Origin of the sequence: Paenibacillus puerhi (assembly GCF_009846885.1) — a bacterium.
Taxonomy (GTDB): domain Bacteria; phylum Bacillota; class Bacilli; order Paenibacillales; family NBRC-103111; genus Paenibacillus_G; species Paenibacillus_G puerhi.
In genome coordinates this window covers 47,337-64,501 of the sequence record NZ_WUWM01000003.1, presented here as the reverse complement: position 1 = coordinate 64,501, position 17,165 = coordinate 47,337, and the positions used below count along the sequence as shown (strand labels likewise).

The window sequence follows — 17,165 nt, the reverse complement described above, 5'->3', positions numbered from 1 at the left end:
TGGATAAATTGCTTTACTAGTCAATCAAAAAATAAGCGGACCGAGCCGATTGCAGAACTGCTTCAGATGACCTCCTTACGTTTGGACAAATAAACCAGCAGTACCATTCCGGCTATGGTGCATAAAGCTGCGCAAAGACCAATTACGCTATAGCCTGCCTGCAGGCCTCGCAGCAAACCTTCAAAGGAATCCATACCAGAAGAATGTCTGACCAGCTCGCTGACAATCCCAATCACATAGTTGCCGATCACGCTGCCCACACCCATCATTGTCACGGTAAAGGTAACAGCGGTATCACTTCCCGTCGGATACCTTTTGGCAATAAAGGCCATGACCGTTGGATAAATCATCGCGATTCCAATTCCCGAAGCAGCAAACAAATAAGCCACACTTTCACCGCCAAATATCGCAATAAAGGTACAAATTGCCGAAATAGCGGAAAAAATCACCAGTGACAACACATATCCGATTCTATCTGTAATGATACCTAGAAAAATGCGCCCAAACGAAAAGCATAAGAAGAAAGCCGACAGCATTCCGGATGCAGAAACCGTTTCCCATCCATAAGCCTTTTCTAGGAAGTTGACGAGCCAGCCTCCGACTGCAAGCTCGGATACTACGCCAAAGGTCAGAATAAAAACCAAAAACCACAAAACAGGATCCTTCAGCAAGGTTTTGAAGGGAAGCCGATCCTCCTGCTTAATATCATCACCCGGAAACCGGCTGATTAAAGCAAACATAATGGGGATTATCGACAACAGCAGCATAACCAGATACATTCCTCGCCAATCAAGCAGGTAGTCGCCAATTTGTACTTTCATCAGGCCAGCGGCAGCGAGCGGTGCAACAACTGAGCTCAGCCCGTAAAAGCCATGGCTCAAATTCATCATCATCCCCGTGTTTTTGACAAAAATGCGCGCGCCCAAAACCGCCAGGCCAATCTCCAGCATGCCATTGCCAATGTACATTAAAAAATAGGATGCAGAAAACATCGTATACTGCTGCGACAAGTAAATGAATATGCCAGACAACGCCATGGATCCAAAAGCTATCACCATAACACGCTTGATCCCCCATAAGCGGGTTAAAAAAGCGGTAAAGGAGCACGCGATCAAATAGCCCAGTGCGTTCAACGACAGCAAGGAACCTAGCTGGGCTTCACTCAACGAAAATTCAAACTGAATACGAGGGATAGCTGGTCCCTTGATATTCTCCGAAAAACCAAAAATGATAAAACCGATAAAGATAACGGCCAATTGTAAAATATATGGCTTATTCCATGTGGCACTTCTTTTTCCCATGATGTATTTGCTCCTACCTCTAGTATCGTTGAGACTACTCTTATTGCGTGTAAATTGACTTGAAGCTCAAGCTGTCCAACGTAGCTTGTATCAATCCACCCATGTACTCGTCGCTCGTATTATTTTTGACAAATAGAACGGGCATATGCTCGGCAGGAATATACTCCTGACAGCCCTGACGCAGCTGCTTCAGCTGCGCCTCCCTCGGCAAATCGCCTGTAATCGCAATGGTAGCAGGGTTGACAATCGCGATAATGGAAACAAGTGTGTGTACAGCCAGCTGTATGAAGCCTTCTTCGGTATGCAGCTTGCGCAGCTGCTCTTCACGCGACATACCAAATGGCAGGAAAGACACCTCGCCGCCAAAGGTCGTGCTGCCGGACAGCACCCGACCATTGATCATAAAGCCGGAACCTGGATAGTGGTTTCTTGGAAAAGTAACAACTGCGTACGATCCGGCATCCGCATCGATATGCGAATAGAAGAAGCCATATACGGTCATATTCATATCGTTTTCAATCGTAATCGGCAGCTTGTACTTCTGTTCCAACCGCAAGCCGAGAGGTTGGCCGGCCAATTGCTCCACATCGCATACCCCGATGATCCCTTGATGAACAACCCCAGGAATGCCGATACCGATGGCAGCCATATTCGGATAATCGGCAATCAGCTTGTCAAGCAGACGCTCAATGACCTCCGGGTCAATGACATCCATGGCAATTTCTTCGGCCGCTGATACCTCTCCCAAAAGGTTGACCACTTGATATGCAATACTGCTCCTTCCTCCTGCAGTCAGCATCATCAAACAGGCTACACAACCAAAATCGGCATTATACTTGTATCGCATAGCAGGTCTGCCGCCGCTCGATTCTTCCTGTGTCATTTCAAATACCTCGCCTGCAGCTACCAGCTCATTAAGAATCGTATTACAGGTAGACACGCTGAGGCCTGTTGCCTGGGCGATAGATGCTTTGGTAACAAGCGGATTGGACTTTAATTGCTGCTTAATCATCTCAATGTTCATTTTTTTTATTTGAATTGTGTTTTGAATGAACAATATAATCAAATCCCTTCCCCAAAACATTAGACCTACTGATTATTACCATAGCTTAACTTAACTTATTATAAGTATCGCAATAAGTGTGATTGTAAAATAAGTGCAACTTAAAGTCAACGCTTTTTACGGTCCTTGTTTGTCCTGTGATAAAGTCTATTACCATACATTTTTATCCACTCATGGTAATGTAAGATTTATTTATATAACATCTTTCTGGAGGATTCAGAAAATATTATGAAATTAAAAGCATTGATTGTAAGTGGTATTTTATTAATGGTGATTATCTTTATGTTATCTCAATTTATTTCAAAAAAACAACAACCCACTGAAGTTATTGAAGCAACTGTAACCAATATTCTTTTACAAAAAGATGAGCAACTAACGGAGAGCGGCAAATATAAAGGTGAAGCTCATTATGAATTTAGTTATTCAAATAAAGATAACAGAAAAATACACTACGTCTTCTCAGATAAAAACAAGAGAGGAATGACATTCATAATTTACTCTAAGAATAAGAGTAATATCGTAAGTGAAGGACACACCAGCAAAGAAAACAACTTCTTGTTAGAAGATACTTTTAGTCCACAACAGGAAGGAAGTTACGAGATTACAATTGTGTCAGATGATGGAGACGGTGGAGCGGACTCCCCCATAAGTATATTGGTCGAATTAGCACCTAATTGAGAATCATGAATGAATAGCAAAAGGAGAGTACAGACAACTGTAACTCTCCTTTAATTATGTACCCTCAGTATTTTGACCCAGTGTACTTGAGACAAATAATACATGACCACGGCAAACAATAAACATCATACTTTACGCACCAAATCAGCTCACTCCTTTTGAATTGCTGCGGTCTTTTGCACTATTTTCCTGCTGCAAGAAGGCTTCGATTTGTTTCTTGTGATGTTCATCATGATGTATGAAAACATTTACAAACTTCTTATAGGTATAGTTTTGGTTGTCGATAGTGAATTTCGTAGCATTATTGTATTTTTCCTCCAACAGACTGAGCAGCTGTTTCCGCGTCATAATGAGGTCATCAATAAGTACTTCTAGGGAATTGTACGATTGTGCAAATACTGCGGCTTCTTGATTGTATTTCTCGATGTCTACGAAGAATAATTTGGCCCCCTCTGACATATTTGGAACCATTATTTCCAAACTGTTTCTATCCCAATACATAATGTGGGCTAGAATCTCCCTAAGAGACCATTTCCCAGTAGATATAGGCTTCAGCCATAAGTCTTGGGCGGTTTCCTTCAGATTCTCGACCCAAAGTAAATAATCTGAGAACTCGTTCAAACCTTTATTTTGCTGATCAGCCACCGCAATTCCTCCTTCAATAATATTCTAACATCAACTATACCATTAACTCCCAGTAAACACAAACGTATGTTCCTGTATTGTGACGAGTTTTTATTCGGAACGGGGTAGGGCACAGGATAATAAAAGAGCCGCCTGGTCGAAGGTAATCCGGAGCCCCACTATCTTAAGCGCGAACTTAAAGTTTTCTTTGAGTTTCATTAATGGGCTAATCTACCATGATAGTATACAAGTAGGACAATCAATAAAGTTTATCATACATCAGGGGGGAAAACTCTATGGAAAGGCATACAACGAATTATGATAATTCTCGTAATAGTTGTTCAAATCAAATAAAGATCTTTCACGGTAAGGAGTTGGTCTGATGCTGGTCGTTGGTAGAAAACCCGGACAATACATTGTGATCAACGAAAAAATTATCATAAAGGTAATTAAAAGCGAAGAGGGGCACTTACGCTTGGCTATTGAAGCTCCAAAGGATATCTCTATCATTCGCGGAGAATTGCTTAATCAAGAATAAGCACAAGTAAGCGATTCGGCCAAAGAAGGTATGTTCAACTTTCAAAAAAATTTTCAAAAAAAGACTAAACATTTCAAACCAATTGCCGATATATATATTAATCTCATATTCGATTACTCATGGACGAGTAAATTCGCATGTAGTTTCAAGGAGGAACATTTGAAACTGATGCCTATTTATTCGTCTTTTTGCTGTTTCACGTCGTTTTTTGACAATTGAATAAGTTATTAAATCATTAACGAGACTTAGGATGAGCAAATAAGTCGCCGTCATTCTTCAGGAGGAAGAAGGACAGCGATCTGTTTGCTCATTTTTTTTTCAATATAATATGCGGGATAAGGGGATGAGCTAATGCTCGTGTTAGGGAGAAAACCCGGAGAATATGTGCTGATCGACAACAACATTATGGTAAAGGTCATTAAGAGCGATGAAGGCCATTTACGCTTGGCGATTGAAGCACCGAAGCATATTTCTATTGTTCGCGGAGAATTATGGGAAGAAAACAATATAGCCTTAGGCCGGCAATAAAGGTCGAAGCCTCTGCCACTTAAGGACGAGTGGTGTAATCAAGGAAGATAACAGTTTGACTTACAAATCGTTGTTTTGGATTAGCGCGCAATCCATCAATGACTTGTGAGTACAGAGTATGCGCTTCAAAGGATGCAAACGGATAGGCATCCTAATACACCACATGGAGGTAATGAGAAATGAGAATTAACCACAACATTTCAGCACTGAACACGCACCGCCAATTAGCAGGTAACACAGCAGCAACAGGCAAATCTTTAGAGAAATTGTCTTCGGGTCTTCGTATCAACCGCGCGGGTGACGATGCGGCAGGTCTCGCCATCTCCGAGAAAATGCGCGGTCAAATCCGCGGTCTGGAGCAGGCGCAGCGCAACTCCCAAGATGCTATTTCCCTTATTCAAACAGCAGAAGGCGCGTTGAATGAGACGCATTCTATCCTGCAGCGTATGCGCGAGCTGGCAGCCCAATCGGCGAACGGCACGAACTCCACCGAAGATCGTCAGGCGATTCAAGAGGAAATCAATCAATTGACTTCCGAAATCAACCGGATCGGCAATACGACGGAGTTTAACACCAAGAGCCTGCTGAAAGGCGAACTGAACGTAAAGAAGGTGTCCACTTCCAATGTTACGGGCGGAGCAGTCTCCGGCAATATTTTGATTACGAATTCGAATACGGCTGCATCGGCTACAGGCTCTGCGCTTGGCAATGTTAACATCTCGTCAGTTGGCGGCGGCACGGTAACAGGCAACGTGGCTTACGCTAACCCGTCTACAACGAACAGCGGTCCGAATGTTACCGTTACGTCCGCGATTGCTACGGGTGGTGTGAATGCTGCTGCAACTTTGGGAGCGGACTTTAGTGTTGTTTCCGCTGCGACACAAGGTGCAACGATTACCTCCAGTATCGCTTATGCGACTCCAGCTACTGCAGGTACCGGCCCTAACGTAACAGCGGGAGATAACGAGCTCACCATTAATCTCAACGGCGTTGTTAAAACGATTACGTTGACCGTAGAGGATTACGCCTCAAGCGGGACTCTAGGTGCAGCCGATTTTGTTGCTGACCTTGAAACGAAAATTCAGGCGCTGGGCGGCGCCTTCGCGAATGTGACGGTAAGCTTTGATGCAAACGACAAAATTGTGTTCAAAACAAACGACGCAACTGATTCCTTCTCGCTCACAGGCGGTAATGCGCTGAATCACTTGTCCACTGCTGGCGATGGTTCTGACCTCGTATCTGGTGCCGACACGCCTAACAACGAACTCACGCTGACCGTAGGCGGCACTACGCAAACCATCAGCTTGACCGCAGCCGATTACGATATGACGGGTGCCGTTGGACGCAATGCTTTCTTGGCCGATCTGAACACACAGCTGGGCGGAGCTTTCGGCACAGGCAACGTGGTCGCTACGTTCGACGGCAGTAACAAGCTCGTTCTGACGAACAACGCAAAAGGCATCTCCAGCACCATTACTAGCATCTCCGGTTCCGCAGCGGCTGCCCTCGGTCTGGATGCAGGCAATGCGAATTACGTACAAGGTACGGAGAAAAACCTGTTGACGGTTACGCTGAACAATCAAACGCATACGGTCAGCCTGGCTACAACTGATTATAGCGCTGGCGGGACTGACGGCGCATCCGATTTTGTTGCTGATATTCAAGCGAAAATCCAGGCGCTGGGCGGCGATTTCGCTAGCGTCACGGTTGGCTTCGATAACAACAACCATATTGTGTTCACAACTGCCGATTCTTCGGATCAGTTCACGATTGATGGCGGCGGCGCAGCTGCGCTTATCGGAACGTCGTTCACAACAGGCACTCAAGGTTCGGGCAACAATCAACTGTCCGTGACAGTTGGCGGCGCCACGAAAAACATTACATTGGCTGACGGCAACTATAATCTTACTAATGCAGGCGATCGCACAACATTCCTGAACGATCTGAACAGCAAGCTGGATACGGCTTTCGGCACTGGCAACGCAGTGGCGTCTTTCAACGCTGACAACCAGCTTGTCATTACGAACAGTCTGACTGGCAGCTCGAGCTCGATCGGCGCAGTTACAGGCAGCGCGGCTTCCGCGCTGGGCCTCGGATCGGCAGCGTTGCAGCAAGGTCAGAATGCCAACAATACCGGCACGCTGACGATTGACGGCATTAACGTCAATATTTCGCTGGCGGCAGGCAACTACACTGCTGGCGGTCTGGCATCCGACCTGCAATCGCAGATCAGAGCGGCTGATCCTGCTCTTGCCGAAGCAACGGTAAGTCTGGCAGACGGCAAATTCGTCATCTCCACTGGAACTCAAGGAAGTAACGGTTCGGTAACGATTGGCGCGGACGAGCTGGCGAAAACATTGAAGCTGACAGCTTCCGAAGGCGCTCAATCGACAGTTGGAGCCGACGCTGTAGATCAAGGCCTCAAAATGCAAATCGGTGCAAACAACGGACAAACGTTGACCGTAGACATTGGAGATATGCGTTCACTGGCACTTGGTATTTCCGGTACAAGCTCTGGCGCTGCACAAGGCTCAGTGGCCGGTGCTGTGTTCACGTCCACTCAATCGGTAACGAACGGAACCAACAATACCGGGGCTGAATACGGTCTGGATGTCACAACATCGGAGAAAGCGACAGCTGCGGTCGAAGTACTGGACAACGCGATCAAAGCTGTCTCCAACGAGCGTTCCAAGCTGGGTGCTTTCCAGAACCGTCTGGAGCATACGATCAATAACCTTGGAGCTTCCGCAGAGAACCTGACAGCTGCCGAGTCGCGTATCCGCGACGTCGATATGGCTAAGGAAATGATGGCATTTACGAAAAACAACATCCTTTCCCAGGCTGCGCAAGCGATGCTGGCGCAAGCGAACCAACAGCCGCAAGGCGTTCTACAGTTGCTCCGTTAATTTCCCAAAATTCCGAAGGAGCTTGAACGGGCCCCTTCCGCCAAAACAGCGGAGGGGCTTTTGCTTTCCGCTAGCAAAAGTCCCCCTCCAGGTACCGCATTGTTCTGTGACCAGAAAAGGCTCGCAAAAGCCCCTTTGCGCTGGCTTTGCCACCCAGCGTAGCCCATCCCAAACCTATGCCCGGCAGCGGCAGTCGTGGTCACACTACCAACCTTAACGCTATGTTCGCGCTTGCAGCGCACTTCTGGCAACCAGCATGTATCCGGCCCCCCGAATCGTAATGATTCTCTCAGGATTGGCAGGGTCGGCCTCGATTTTTTTGCGTAAATTACTGATGTGTACAGCGACAGTTCTCGTATCCTCCAGACTCTCCATTCCCCAGATAAGCTGAAACAATGCATCGACACTGACGACACGATTAACGTTTTGTGCCATAAAGGACAGTAGACTGAACTCTTTTTTCGATAAAAAGATGGTTTCACTGCCCATGATGACGGACTGGGCGTAGAAATCCAGCGTCAAACCCGGTAACTCCAACAGTTGTTCCCTTCTGCCATTCGACACCCTGCGAAGGTGAGCCTTGATTTTGGCCATGAGTACTCCCGGACTGAACGGCTTGGTCACATAATCGTCGCCGCCATAGGATAATGCGCTGATTTTTACCTCGTCTTCCTCACGGCTGCTCAGAAACACGATCGGCGCATTCGTGTAGCCGCGTGCGTTCCTGCACCAGTCAATGCCGTTTTCATTAGCCAGCAATACATCCAGTACAATCAAATCCGGCTTGAACGATGCAAGCAGCTTCATGGCTTCTGTCCCGCTATGACTGTAAGAAGATATGAAGCCCTCCCGCTCGCAATACGCCTGAACAATCTCGCATATATGGGGATCATCATCGACGATCATAATTTTGTGCGTATCCATCACACCATCACCTTCCTTCTTCTACAATACAAGGAAGCGATACATAGAATATCGATCCTGTCTTGCCGTCGCTCTCCGCTCGAACCGTCCCTTTATGCGCTTGTACGATTTCCCTACAAATCGCCAGCCCGAGCCCGCTTCCCTCTACGTCCTTCTCCACACCCGGTCGATCATACCTGTAATTGCGATCGAAGATTTGCTCGAGCTTCTCTGGGGGAATACCCGTGCCAGAGTCTTGTACGCTAATTATCGCATAACGGGTATGATTCACCTCGTCCACAGCTAGCGCAATACGCACCATCCCACCCCTAGAGGTGAACTTCATCGCGTTCGACACTAGATTAAACAAAGCCTGCTCTAATCTTTGCGCATCCATCTCGACAATCGGCAAGTTAGGTCGCTGATCTTCCGCATCTCCGATATCCAGCATGAAATCCAATCCCGCGTCACGCACAACCAGCTCATATTGTTCAAAAAAACCGCGCAAGAAGTGAATCACATGAACCGGCTCCATTCGGTACGAGACTTGTCCCGTCTCCAATTGCGACAAGAAGGACAACTCCTCGATCATGCGGTTAATCCTTATCGTGTTATCCCGGATATACTTCAGGTACTGTTCATTACGTTCCGGCTTGACCCTGTCCTGCACAGCTTCTACATAACCAAGCATGCTGGATAGCGGCATACGCAGATCATGCGTAATATAGGCAAGGAGCTTCTTCCTCCCTTGCTCGGAGTGAAGCAACCGGTCATACGAAGTGCGGAGATCATCATGAGCTGCGGATAAGGCCTGTGTGCGTTCCTGCACGGTTCGTTCCAAATTCATATTCATTTCAGTCAGCTTGTTGTTAGCGTCCTGCAGCTCAAGTGCAATTCTCTCTTCGTTCGATGCCGCCCTCGTAAATCTTGAAGAAAGCAGAATCATCTGTGCGATCGTAAACACCAACAGACCAAGCGGAGATGTATTTCCGATTCGTGACCATTCATTGTAATATAAAAAATCGTTGACGACAGTAACTAAACCAACCACCGCCACCACCAGGAAGATTAGCGCTCCCTCCATACGCCACACAGCTGCTTTGACCAGCCCAACCATCAGATAAATCATATGGAGAAAAACCATCACACCGATCATCGCTAATAATTTTGTATATAGAAGTGCAGGGGTCACCACAACAACGATACAGAATGCGCCGGTAACGATCCGCGTGCCCAGATGAAACCAACGCGATACATAATTCGGAAAAATGCTATCAAAGTACCTCGTCATGATATAACCAATGCTGCAAAGAATCAGGTACTCGATCTTAAACTGCAATCCCCATGGAAAAGCTGGCCACCATTGTGTGAGCAAGAGCTCACCGACCAGCAAGGATCGGATACCGGACAACGCGGTGAACAGACCAAAATACAATGTAGCCCTGTCTTTGCGTCGCAGGACGAACAACATTAGGTGATACACGCCAATCACCAGCAGGCTTGCGGTGATGAACATTTCAGCGGCGATTTTCAGATTTGTCCTGACCGTTAACACATCGCTGCCGCCCAACTCTATATCCTTGGTGATGCCGCCTCGCTTATGATGGTAGTTGGTCACTTGCATAACAAGCTCCACCCTATCATTCTCGGGCTGGAAGAACACCAGCTTCGTTGCCAGATGCGGGATCACGCTGCTCTTGTCCTGACCAACTACACCGACTTCTGCCAGCTGCTCACCATTAACCCATAATTTATACGCATGAAAGATGGTAGGCAGCCGCAGAGCAAGCCGCTCCTTCCGATCCTGCTCGCTAAGCTCTATGACCACCCGAAAGGTTGCAAAGCCTGTACCTTTCAGCTGCTGACCATCTATCCGATAGCCTAGCCAGGAGCCCGGGATGCTGATCCAGCGGTCATGATTTCTGTCCCTTGCTAAGCGATTCTGTATGTCCTCAGGCGACAGCAGCTCTTGCCAGTAGAACTCCCACTCCCCAATTAAATTAAGCGGATTCTTACTGACATGAACCTGCGATAAATCCAAAATGCCTTTTTCACTTTGGATCTCAGGAGAGTCCGGTCCAGAGACGATAGTAAAGCTTGCGACCAAACCAATAAAAACGGCAACAGCTACATGAAGCAAGATCGTACGAGAACCGAATCGGAGAATACTCCTCATTTTGAAACCGACCCCAATCTACTGGATGCGCGATAAGTAAGTTGATTATCTAAATCATATCATCTATTGAAGGAAAATGTACCCTGCAAATATCTGCGAGGCATTGAACACAAACATTACGATGAGGTCCTTTTTTGAACGTAAGAAAAACCGTCCACCCTTGGATGGTTCATTAACGTGCAAACCCAAGTTTTAAGCAAGAGGAGGGGGATGGGTAACGAAGCAGAGTCACCGATGCCTTTCACAGCGGTAGATTCAGACGCCGTTTTCTTACCCCACAATGTGGCATCTTGCTAAAGTCTATTTCTTTACATTTATATCCACCCATGGTAAGGTGAGATTTGGTTTATATAACATCTTTTTGGAGGATTCAAATAATAATATGAAATTAAAAGTAATGATTGTAAGTGGTATTTTATTAATAATGATTATCTTTATGTTTTCTCAATTTTTTTCAAAAAAACAACAACCCACTGAAGTTTTTGAAGCACCTGTAACGAACATTCTTTTACAAAAAGATGAGCAACTAACGGAGAGCGGCAAATATAAAGGTGAAGCTCATTATGAATTTAATTACTCAAATAAAGATAACAGAAAGATTCACTACATCTTCTCGGATAAAAACAAGAGAGGAATGAGGTTCATCATTTACTCTAATAATAAGAGCAATATCGTAAGTGAAGGACATACCAGTAAAGAAAATAACTTCTTGTTAGAAAAAACTTTTAGTCCCCAACAGGAAGGAAGTTACGAGATTACAGTTGTGTCAGATGATGGAGACGGTGGAGCGAACTCCCCCATAAGTATATTGGTCGAATTAGCACCTAATTGAGAATCATCCATTAAAAGCAAAAGGAGAGCACAGACAACTGTACTCTCCTTTTGCTTATGTAAGGCTTACTGTTGACAATCCTTAGGCTATTTTAAAGGCCACCAGAAAGGTGACCGATATTGATTTAGTTTATTTCAACGAATTTACTTAGTGTGACTTTTGTATAAACTTTGTACATTCCATTATCGGTGTATCTAGGGGCTTCTATACTAAAGTGGAGACCATCATAAAGGACCCAATTACCCTCAGTGTCTTGACCCAAGTGAATCTGAGACAAATAATTCACATACCGATTATCCAATTTTTCATGATGAAAAAACTCTAAATAACCATAAGAATACTTGGTTGGTCTGATATGAGAAAGATCACGTATTCTAAAGTAATGATTATCCAAACTCACCATTGCTGTATATCGCGGACCCCAGGCTTCGGGGGAATATGTAATGGGAAACTCTGGAACATCATTTTTTGCCACTACATTTACGACTTTTCCTGTACTCACTTCAACCCATGTTTCTTCAAGATTAAAGAGTGCTCTTGAGTTTTCTGGTGTACCGTTCTCGGCACTCGCATTCGAGATTAGGACAAAAAGAGGCATGATCACCGCTAACAAAAAACATAATACTTTACGCTGCAAATCAGTTCACTCCTTTTGGTTTGCTGCTGTAAGTATAGGATATAAAGGTAAGTAGGGCATGGTGCAATTGTAGCAATTTTAATTTAATTTTAGTCTACAACATAGGTCCTTTGCTTCTTTCAGAATATTAGTAAAATAGGCATGTTTTATTTGTTTTTGGTGAACCTTTGAAACATAGACTTCTTTCTTCTCTGCTTCATTGATCTGGGGAGGTAGCCTGTATATAAGCTATTTGTTGGAGGAAGTATAGTGAAAGCGCTATTGTTAAGCAGCAATAATTTTTCTTGCTCTGTAATTCCTTGTGGGTTCTTCATGATGTCTCCTTAAAAGCTATAACTGTGATTGTTTAATTATAGCTGTATTGATCCAAATAGCAAACTATAAATATCGAAGGAGATATAAGCGGCTTTATGCTTGATGGTTTTCATCTTTTATTATTAACCGAATCACATGTGGCAGTATTCGCGTTCTAATTCCCTTGTGCTGAAGGACATAAGCTTAATTATTCTGTATTGTACCATTGACTGAAAATACCCGGAAGCCTATAGTTGGATTAAATTTACATAGAAGGCGAGTGAGTATCATGTTAGTGATTAATACTCAAAAATTCAGTTTTTTAAGGTACGGAAGGGATAGTCAGCAGATATAATCCTATCCATAACCAACAACACACGGAGGGAAAATGCTTATGTCGTTTAGTTATTACGGTGAACTTTGTACTGAGGTTTATGACCTTACCAAAAAAATTGGGCAATCTTTCTGCGGTGATTTAGAATATTATCAAGATAAGCTAAAGCATTGTAAGGGACGTATTCTCGAGGCAATGGTCGGATCTGGACGAGTAATAATTCCACTTCTAGAATCGGGGCTTCTTGTTGATGGAGTTGACTATTCCCCTGAAATGTTGGCTTCTTGCCGTCAACGTTGTGAAGAGCGGGGGCTTAAAGCCAATTTATACGAATCAAATCTACAGGAACTTTCCCTGCCCAATAAATATGAGGCAATCATTATTCCGGGTGGTTCCTTTTTATTGATCGAAGACCGTCAAGAATCTCTAAAAGCCTTAAGGCGACTTTATGAGCATCTTCAACCCGGTGGATATCTGATGCTTGATCTTTTCCTACCTGACAACAATTTTGATATGGGTAAGTCTGGAGGTACATCAACCTTCCATTTACCGAATGGCGATACGATCACAATGGAAGATAAGCTTGTAGAAGCTGATTTATTTAACCAGTACAAAGTTTCCTACTTGAAGTATGAGAAGTGGCGGAACGGAAAGCTTATTCAAACCGAATTGCAACGTTTCGCATTACGTTGGTATGGTGTGGAAGAGTTCAAGCTAGTTTTAGAAAATATCGGATTTTCTGATGTAGTTGTGTCTGCCGATTTTGTTTGGGGAAAAGAACCAAGTAACGGAAAGCAAAAATTTGTGTACGAAGCGGTTCGGAAATAAACAAGACAAGGGGGGCTTGCCGCCCCTCTGTGGTACGGAGCAAACAAGGGTAAACTCCGCCGCAAACAAAAAAAGCAATTCATTCCGTACTGGGTAGGTCAATAATGCGTTCCATAAGCCAATCAAAAAAAGAGGTAGCCTTACCTTAATTCTAGTCAAATATCTTCTTTCTCTAGCGCCTTAAAGTAGGTGGCAGTTCTAACATTGTTCTCCTTTCCTTTAGCTTGGTTTGAGTGATATAGAAAGATTGAAAAAGAGCAACCCAGAAGAAATGCAGAAGGCATCGTCATGCTAAAATTCAGTTATCATGCGCCGCGACAGGATGCGAGGGGAGGTAATTTATGAAGCATACGATCGAATTTTCCTTGCAAACGGCTCGGGATTGGTGCATCGACGTTGTGTCGGATTGCCCCGCGGAGCTGGCGGACATTCAGGTGAAGCCGTTCCCCAATACAATCCGTTGGCAAACGGGGCATATTCTTATCGTGGCAGAGAGGATGTTGTTTCGGTATCCGGAGCGAGATACGGGGTTTCTTCCCGTTTCGTTCTCGGAATGGTTCGAATCGGGAACAACTCCGGCTGACTGGACTGAACAACCTCCTTCCCTTGAAGAACTTATTTCTTTATTGAAAATGCAGCAAGAACGAATCCGATCCATCGCGCCCAAGCGATTCGACGACCGCCTGGACCCGCTATACTTCGGTTATGCCAGTTTGGGCGAATGCGCCGGGTTCGTCGTTGTGCACGAAGCTTTCCATGCAGGAAAAATGATGGAAATGTTGCGCGTAATCAAACAGCAGCATCGCTAAGGCTTCGTTTAATAATTAACAATTGGTTTTTGCGTCCCAGTATGAGTCCAATTCGATGTGTTGACACTATACACTCCACATGTGACGTGTAGACACTGAAAACAAATGACAGGGATAGCATTTACTCAATGAAGGGGCGGCTGACAACAGTCGCCCTTTTATTTAGATATAAGAAAGTATAAATTTTGGGACTATCCCCTTTTTGAGGTTGTGGCATTTTTAACGTACTCAATAGTATTTAGCATAGGCTTTGTATCACATCCTCGCACAAAGCGGTAAGGTTGATATTTCAGCAAGACAAGTACATTTGTCAGATTGATAATTTATATCGTCATTATGACAAGTTTTAATGTATTTATGACAAGTATACTTGATATCCAGTGAAAAAGCTGCTATATTATTCTCAACACAAAGGAAGGGGTTTTAAAATGAAAAAGGAAGAAATTTTAGAAAAGAGCAGAAAATCCGGTCTTGACGAAAGAGAAGAAAAAATCGAGGGGGATTCAAACGATATAAGTTTGATATTTGTCCTTGCCTTGACGCTTATTTTTGCAATATGGAATTTGATGCACGGAGTTTATAGTTATGACCTTTATGCACTTTTCACCGCATGTGTCGCCGGAAGAAGCATATATAAATATTCTCAATTAAAGTCAGGGAAATTATTAGCTGCTTCCATATTGGGAATAACTGCTGTGATCGCTAGTACAATAGCGTTTTTTATAGGAGGGTAATTATTTGAAGGATGAATTAGTATTAAATAACCGCCTTAAAGTAGCGAGGGCAGAAAAAAATCTTTCACAGGGACAATTAGCTGAAATGGTGGGAGTATCACGCCAAACAATCAGCTCAATTGAAACAGGACAGTTTTGCCCGACTGCTAAATTAGCCCTCATTTTATGTATAGCTTTAGACAAGAAATTTGAGGAATTGTTTTATTTTTGATTAGTAGAAAAGCCGCCTTTTAGACGGCTTTTTTATATCAGTAAGACCCTACCCAGTAGCTGGTGAAAAGGTCTTTGCATCCACGTCGAAGTTAAGGCTTGTCATACCCGCCTGAAAATTTTACAAAGAAGCCCCTACCACATCGGTAGGGCGAGAATAAGGAGCATGATGTTTCTAGTATTAACATGAAGTTAGCTAATATACTTATCTCCCTATCAAATCAAAATGCTTTAGAATAGAAACACTATCGAAAATCTTCAGACAGCGCATGAAATTGAGTCAATGGATATTCGCTTAATTCTGCCTGAGGATAGCTATGACACATCAACATGCACAAGCAAACTAACATTTCAATTAAAGGCTGTACTTGCTGAAGAAGAAAGCGCAAACTATCTGACCGCATTAAAATAGGGCTGAAGGCTAGCGCACGACAGGGAGTCTACAAGGCTTCTCTACCTGCATTTGGCTACAAGCGTGACGGTAAGAAGCAGGTACTTGACGAGGATTATGCACCTATTGTTCGGGAAATTTTCGACCTCTATCTGTATCAGGATTGGGGTATGTACAAAATCAGTAACTTCTTCATTAGTAGGGAGATTCCAACTCCTAGAACAGTATCAGGCGGCGGGAAAGCAGGGGCATTATGGAATCAAAGTTCCGTAAGCGTCATTCTCAAAAACATTGTCTACACAGGCACTCTTGTACATCATCGTGAAGAGACAAGAGACTTCATCTCCAAGAAGCGTAGACGTGTAGATCCTAGCGAGCAAGTAGTCCATGAAAATGCACATCCTGCCATTATCACAATGGACGAGCACTTAGCCGTATTGGAGAAGATGAAGAAAAAAGGCAGGAACAACAGTAACGGTAGTGAAAGTTTATTTGCTCACATAGCCGTATGTGCTGATTGCTGTAAGGGTATGACCTTCCGCAAAGACAGAAGAAAAAAGAGCGGCGGGGCTTATGTATGCGTTGGTTATGTGAAGCACTCAACGTCTTACTGTTCCTCTCATATCATTGGATACGACAATTTATTGCAAGCTGTCAAAGATGAACTGAAGGAACTGATTACTGACAACATTAAGCTAGAAAGGCTCTACGGGGCGGCAAACACAAAAGCTAATGAACAGCATACGAAATACTTGAAAGAACTAGCTACCGTCACAAAACGCCTGAACAAGCTCAACAGAGAGTTTCAAAGCCTTTTGCAACTCTACACAGAAAAGGTTATCGACATAGCACAGTTCAAAGTACAGAATGAGCATATCCAATTTGAACAAGGTAGGCTTTCCCAAAGGAAGGCAGAGATTGAAAGCCTACTTGAAACAAAAAAAGACACAGAAGAACAACTCCGTGCCTTTAGAAAGCAAATATCCCGCTTCACCAAACTTGACATTGACGATGAGCAAGTCTTGAAGCAGGTACTCCAAAGACTCATTCAAAAAATCGAAGTCAATGACGACGGATCAATCAAAGCCATACATTACAACATTTCCCGCCCTCAATCCGTAAGGACGCTGGAACAACAAGGGGCGTAGGACTATTCCTGCCCCTTCCATTTTAGTAACACTGTACACTCCACATGTGTGGAGTGCTTAATATCGCATCGAATCAACATTCTTCCAGCCAATTATCTTTGTAATCTGTTTCTTTGGCTTGCTTGATCTCGAGCGCGAACTTAAAGTTTTCTTTAAGTTTCATTAATTGGCTAATCTACCATGATAAAATACAAGGGGGAAAATCGATATCATATCATACTTCACTGAGGG

The 17,165-nt window shown here is 44.2% G+C and carries 17 protein-coding genes; 11 read left to right on the top strand and 6 right to left on the bottom strand.

The window, feature by feature from the left end; all coding sequences use genetic code 11:
* Nucleotides 1-62 precede the first annotated feature (62 nt).
* Entirely contained in the window at nt 63-1,301 is a 1,239-nt protein-coding gene (locus GSF01_RS03745; protein WP_159881685.1) for an MFS transporter, read from the bottom strand.
* A 40-nt stretch (nt 1,302-1,341) separates the two neighbouring features.
* Nucleotides 1,342-2,313 (bottom strand): ROK family transcriptional regulator, encoded by a 972-nt coding sequence (locus tag GSF01_RS03740; protein ID WP_235941256.1) that lies wholly within the window; start codon nt 2,311-2,313, stop codon nt 1,342-1,344.
* 279 nt (nt 2,314-2,592) lie between these two features.
* Here GSF01_RS03740 and GSF01_RS03735 point away from each other — a divergent pair, with 279 nt between their 5' ends.
* The gene (locus GSF01_RS03735; RefSeq protein ID WP_159881683.1) at nt 2,593-3,042 is read left to right on the top strand and encodes a hypothetical protein; all 450 of its coding nucleotides are present in this window, start codon (nt 2,593-2,595) and stop codon (nt 3,040-3,042) included.
* A gap of 144 nt (nt 3,043-3,186) precedes the next feature.
* On the opposite strand, the gene GSF01_RS03730 is transcribed toward GSF01_RS03735, so the two are convergent.
* Entirely contained in the window at nt 3,187-3,687 is a 501-nt protein-coding gene (locus tag GSF01_RS03730; RefSeq protein ID WP_159881682.1) for a DinB family protein, read from the bottom strand.
* A 361-nt stretch (nt 3,688-4,048) separates the two neighbouring features.
* Here GSF01_RS03730 and GSF01_RS03725 point away from each other — a divergent pair, with 361 nt between their 5' ends.
* The 3 genes from GSF01_RS03725 (at nt 4,049) to GSF01_RS30305 (ending at nt 7,638) form a co-directional block, all read left to right on the top strand.
* Nucleotides 4,049-4,204, top strand: a complete 156-nt coding sequence (locus tag GSF01_RS03725; RefSeq protein ID WP_159881681.1) for a carbon storage regulator — start codon at nt 4,049-4,051, stop codon at nt 4,202-4,204.
* Nucleotides 4,205-4,555: 351 nt separating this feature from the next.
* Nucleotides 4,556-4,732, top strand: a complete 177-nt coding sequence (locus GSF01_RS03720; RefSeq protein ID WP_159881680.1) for a carbon storage regulator — start codon at nt 4,556-4,558, stop codon at nt 4,730-4,732.
* Nucleotides 4,733-4,911: 179 nt separating this feature from the next.
* Nucleotides 4,912-7,638 (top strand): flagellin N-terminal helical domain-containing protein, encoded by a 2,727-nt coding sequence (locus tag GSF01_RS30305; protein WP_407945739.1) that lies wholly within the window; start codon nt 4,912-4,914, stop codon nt 7,636-7,638.
* A gap of 219 nt (nt 7,639-7,857) precedes the next feature.
* Here GSF01_RS30305 and GSF01_RS03705 read toward each other — a convergent pair whose 3' ends face one another.
* Both GSF01_RS03705 and GSF01_RS03700 read right to left on the bottom strand, forming a co-directional pair.
* Nucleotides 7,858-8,562 carry a response regulator transcription factor gene (locus tag GSF01_RS03705; RefSeq protein ID WP_159881839.1) on the bottom strand — a complete coding sequence of 235 codons (705 nt, stop codon included), beginning with the start codon at nt 8,560-8,562 and terminating at the stop codon, nt 7,858-7,860.
* A gap of 7 nt (nt 8,563-8,569) precedes the next feature.
* Complete coding sequence (locus tag GSF01_RS03700; RefSeq protein WP_159881679.1) at nt 8,570-10,717, bottom strand: sensor histidine kinase; 2,148 nt, start codon at nt 10,715-10,717, stop codon at nt 8,570-8,572.
* A gap of 382 nt (nt 10,718-11,099) precedes the next feature.
* On the opposite strand from GSF01_RS03700, the gene GSF01_RS03695 reads away from it, so the two are divergent.
* Nucleotides 11,100-11,549: a hypothetical protein gene (locus GSF01_RS03695; RefSeq protein ID WP_159881678.1), complete on the top strand. Its 450-nt coding sequence runs from the start codon at nt 11,100-11,102 to the stop codon at nt 11,547-11,549.
* Nucleotides 11,550-11,673: 124 nt separating this feature from the next.
* Here GSF01_RS03695 and GSF01_RS03690 read toward each other — a convergent pair whose 3' ends face one another.
* The gene (locus GSF01_RS03690; RefSeq protein ID WP_159881677.1) at nt 11,674-12,186 is read right to left on the bottom strand and encodes a hypothetical protein; all 513 of its coding nucleotides are present in this window, start codon (nt 12,184-12,186) and stop codon (nt 11,674-11,676) included.
* Nucleotides 12,187-12,874: 688 nt separating this feature from the next.
* Between GSF01_RS03690 and GSF01_RS03685 the strand changes: the two genes are divergently transcribed.
* The 6 genes from GSF01_RS03685 (at nt 12,875) to GSF01_RS03665 (ending at nt 16,934) form a co-directional block, all read left to right on the top strand.
* The gene (locus tag GSF01_RS03685; protein WP_159881676.1) at nt 12,875-13,642 is read left to right on the top strand and encodes a class I SAM-dependent methyltransferase; all 768 of its coding nucleotides are present in this window, start codon (nt 12,875-12,877) and stop codon (nt 13,640-13,642) included.
* Between the two features lie 341 nt (nt 13,643-13,983).
* On the top strand, nt 13,984-14,451 hold the full coding sequence (locus tag GSF01_RS03680) for a DinB family protein (RefSeq protein WP_159881675.1): 468 nt from the start codon (nt 13,984-13,986) through the stop codon (nt 14,449-14,451).
* Between the two features lie 428 nt (nt 14,452-14,879).
* Nucleotides 14,880-15,185, top strand: a complete 306-nt coding sequence (locus tag GSF01_RS03675; RefSeq protein WP_159881674.1) for a DUF6442 family protein — start codon at nt 14,880-14,882, stop codon at nt 15,183-15,185.
* A gap of 4 nt (nt 15,186-15,189) precedes the next feature.
* On the top strand, nt 15,190-15,396 hold the full coding sequence (locus GSF01_RS03670; protein WP_159881673.1) for a helix-turn-helix transcriptional regulator: 207 nt from the start codon (nt 15,190-15,192) through the stop codon (nt 15,394-15,396).
* Nucleotides 15,397-15,678: 282 nt separating this feature from the next.
* Nucleotides 15,679-15,807 (top strand): recombinase family protein, encoded by a 129-nt coding sequence (locus GSF01_RS29525; RefSeq protein ID WP_235941254.1) that lies wholly within the window; start codon nt 15,679-15,681, stop codon nt 15,805-15,807.
* A gap of 149 nt (nt 15,808-15,956) precedes the next feature.
* Nucleotides 15,957-16,934: a recombinase family protein gene (locus GSF01_RS03665; protein WP_235941253.1), complete on the top strand. Its 978-nt coding sequence runs from the start codon at nt 15,957-15,959 to the stop codon at nt 16,932-16,934.
* Nucleotides 16,935-17,165: the final 231 nt, after the last annotated feature.